This window comes from Peribacillus sp. (genome assembly GCF_059453735.1).
Map to the genome: position 1 here is coordinate 1 of NZ_JAZVJO010000029.1, position 3,830 is coordinate 3,830.

Genomic DNA, 3,830 nt, shown 5'->3' on the forward strand with positions numbered 1-3,830 from the left:
TAAAGACTAGCTCCTTTTGCATAAGTACATATGGTCTTCCCGGCAGTTCAATCCCGATAACCTCTGATATTAATCCCTCACTTAAGTTAGCTGGAACCATTAGCCCCCGTTCCTTCTCAAGTAATGTTTCTTGTTCATAAAAGACATGGATATTTCTTGTGAAAAAACGCCATTTCTTAACATCATCTAGGGTAAATGTTCTTTTCATTCTCGCAATTTGACCAATAAAATAGCGATCTTCTCCTTTTTTCATCTCCATCGTCCCCAATTAATAAGAACGAAATTCTTTCCCTATGATATCTTTAGCAATCACCATTTGATTCGCTTGTGCGGTTCCATCACCTATTTCTAAGCCAATTACATCTCGCAATCGCTGTTCAAGCGGCATTTCCTTTGTATAAGCATAGTGTCCATTCAGCAATAAACATTCGTGAATCGCTTCTTGGCTGTATTTTGGTCCTAACCACTTAACTAATGCCGACTCCTTTGAATGCTTCAGACCTTGGTCACGAAGCCAAAGCCCCCGATATGCCTGCCACTTCACCATTTCTAACTGAGCAAAATGTGTAACAATGGGGAACGAGACGCCTTGGTAAGTAGCAAGCGGTTTTCCAAAAGAGTGTCTATTCTTCACATGTTCTATTGTTTCATCGAGACTTTGAGTGGCTGCCCCTACACACTGCAAACCAATTAATAAACGGCTGAGATCGAAGCCGTTCATTACTTGAGCAAACCCTTTATTCTCCAAACCGATTAAATTCTCCTCAGGAACTTCTACGTCATTTAAATAAATAGAACCCCTGCTTATTGGAATATTGCCTAAATCTTCATACCCTCTCGTTTCAACACCCGGCAGGTTTGCCGGTACGATGAAAGCACTTATCCCGCGGTTACCCAAATCTGGATTTGTTTTAGCGAAGATGATGAATGCATCACCTGACGTCGCCACGCTTATTCCAGATTTCTCTCCATTAAGGATGTAAACATTTCCTTTATGTACAGCAGTCGTTTTAATCCCCCCAGCATCAGTACCCGCTGATGGTTCCGTAATGGCAATTCCCACGATCTTTTCACCAGAAGATATCATTGGCAGCCATTCTCTCTTCTGATCTTCACTTCCATGATTCGTAATGATTTCTCCAATTAAGGCATTCAGCATGACGGCGTAGGTTAGATTGAAATCTCCTTTGCTAATTTCCTCAGCAGCAATCCCTGTTGTAACACAGTCGGCACTGCTTCCTCCATATTCAACAGGAATCCGAAGGCCATTTACACCCAACTCACCAAGCTTCTTCCACAAATGCTTCGGGGTGATCCCTTCACGATCCCACTTTGTATAATTAGGAAGTAGTTCTTGTTTCGCAAAGTCCTTTAGCATTTTGCGAAAATGTTCTTGTTCTTCTGAGAATGAAAAATCCATTATCATCACTCCTCCTTTGCCTATACTATTTGCAAGTATCATGCCAACCAAATACAGTGACGGAAACCAGTTCAACAAGCTCCATTCATTCGCATAAATAAGAGTTATCGCAATTTTGCGACACATTTATGCGAAAATTCAGATAAATATAAAAAACATACATCAACTATGCATTTTTATTGCTTTCAAATTGGTATAATGTGTTAAAATAAACACACATATTTTCTACTATTACTAACAGTTTAATGGCAGTATATTCATTGTTTTATGATAGGAAATTGTTTATAAGAGGGAGAGGAACGCCTATTATACATTGGTTTCGCCACTTACCGCCGATAAGCATGGATTGGTCAAACTGGACTCCGTTTATTCAGAATAATTGGTACCGTAAACATTATATGAAGTTTGTTTACCTGCTTCAGATCATCATTTTTCTGATTCCTTTTTTCTTTGAAACAAGTTTTACTCATATTACTATTTTTTATCTCACCCTAATGGGTATTTTTGTCTTCGTCATCCACGAATGTCTACACATTATTGTTATAAACAAAAAAGGGGATAGCTTAACAGTTAGCAGGACATTTTTTTGGCTGTCTACGAATGCAATCCTATCAAAAACGAGATTTTTGCTCTTTATGAGTTTGCCCATTATTGTGTTATCGGTAGTTCCAGCCGTATTGTCGTTCTATGTATTAAGCAATTTAAAAGCCATTCTATTATTTGTATGTTGGATAAATGCAGTAATGTCTTCCTCAGATATCTATAATTCGTTTTTAATTGCTAGTAAACCTAAGAAGACAGTTTTTTGCAGAGGCTATTATATAGTAAATAAAAGCTAATAGAATAAGCGAAAGATTCAGATCAATAAAGTAATCGTTCTGAATCTTTCGCTTATACATCGGTTGGAGAATCCCATTGATGTATACTTGGGATTATAGGAGAAGAACCCTACTATACTTTACTAATCTTTTAACTTGTACTTTGAAATTTTCCTGTAAAGACTGGCAATATGTATGTTTAATAGTTGAGCGGCCTGTGTACGATCTCCTTTTGTCGCCGTTAATGCACGTCTAATCGCCTTGATTTCAGCATTCCTCACTTCTTCATCTAAAGGTTTTAGAGAAATGGCCTGTTCTTCAGCTGAAATGGAAGAATTTTTTTGAATAGTTAACGAGTCTAAGGTAAGTGTATCGCCTTCAACAATGTTCATTCCTCTTTCAATATAAGCCTTTAATTCCCGTACATTCCCCGGCCATTCATATTCCAGCAGCCACTCCTGCAGCTTAAACTCGATATACTTTACTTCTCTGCCTAACTTATCATTAAACAAATCAATGAACGAATAAGCTAATGGAAGGATATCCTCTTTTCTTTGTCTCAGAGAGGGGATTTTCAAATCAAAGACGAACAATCGATAAAATAAATCTTGACGGAATTTCCCTTCATGAACCAGCCCTTTCAGGTCTCGGTTTGTTGCCGTAATTATTCGAATATCAACACTTTTACTATCCGTTCCTCCTAGGCGTTCGATCTCTCTTTCTTGTAAAACGCGCAGAAGCTTTCCTTGAGCTGGATACGGTAGTTCTGATATTTCATCCAGAAATAGAGTACCATTCTGGGCTAATTCAATTTTGCCGGGCTTCCCCTCCTTTTTTGCTCCACTAAATGCTCCTCCTTCATAGCCGAATAGCTCCGATTCAAATAACTCTGCCGGTATGGCTGCACAATTTACAGCTACAAATGAGTTGTTTTTCCTGCTGCTTAATCCATGAATTGCCTGAGCAAATAATTCTTTTCCCGTGCCGCTTTCTCCTGTTAAAAGAACGGTAGAATTACTGGTTGCTATTCGAGCTGCCAGTTCTTTAACTTGGTCAATCGTTTGACTAACACCCATAATTTCTTCAAAACTGTATAGTTTCTTGGGCAAGGTTCTTTTTTTCATTTTAGTTGCACCTATAGAATTCATAAATGAAATCATTTCGGAAACATCGATATCATCCTCACGAACGATCACACGGTATACATAATGATGATTGCTTTCTATGATTCTAACTAAACAAGCGTAGCCAAAAACAATCCCAAAAAAGACCTTCTTTCGGTCATACCAATCTACCTTTTGGACCATTTCTTTTATTGAAACTCCCACCCAATCGCTCTCGTTAATCGAAAAATGAGCACAAAAGTCTGGACAAGCACTCACTAGCTTGTCATTTTTATCGGTTTCAAGGAAACCCCATTCACTGTTACTTTTCCCTAAATAAAGTGCTTTCTTCATTTTAATCACCTATCAGTTCTGATTGGTTAAAATAACGACGACAACCTGCCCTTTAATTACTTCACTACCATTTTGATTAAAACAGGTAACTTTTTGTGTAATCCAATTTCTTTCCATATTAATATCAATAATCTC

4 protein-coding genes are annotated in these 3,830 nt (G+C 38.0%); 1 reads left to right on the forward strand and 3 read right to left on the reverse strand.

Translation table 11 applies throughout. From position 1 onward, the window contains the following. Both AC52RT_RS00850 and AC52RT_RS00855 read right to left on the reverse strand, forming a co-directional pair. The coding region (locus tag AC52RT_RS00850; protein WP_495539002.1) for a hotdog family protein at window positions 1-253 on the reverse strand (253 nt) is incomplete at its 3' end. A 15-nt stretch (window positions 254-268) separates the two neighbouring features. After that, entirely contained in the window at window positions 269-1,420 is a 1,152-nt protein-coding gene (locus AC52RT_RS00855) for an acyl-CoA dehydrogenase family protein (RefSeq protein WP_340850247.1), read from the reverse strand. 341 nt (window positions 1,421-1,761) lie between these two features. Between AC52RT_RS00855 and AC52RT_RS00860 the strand changes: the two genes are divergently transcribed. After that, entirely contained in the window at window positions 1,762-2,259 is a 498-nt protein-coding gene (locus AC52RT_RS00860; protein ID WP_495539003.1) for a DUF3267 domain-containing protein, read from the forward strand. A gap of 122 nt (window positions 2,260-2,381) precedes the next feature. Here the strand turns inward: AC52RT_RS00860 and AC52RT_RS00865 are convergent, their stop codons facing one another. Continuing rightward, window positions 2,382-3,695: a sigma-54 interaction domain-containing protein gene (locus AC52RT_RS00865; RefSeq protein ID WP_495539004.1), complete on the reverse strand. Its 1,314-nt coding sequence runs from the start codon at window positions 3,693-3,695 to the stop codon at window positions 2,382-2,384. Window positions 3,696-3,830 lie beyond the last annotated feature (135 nt).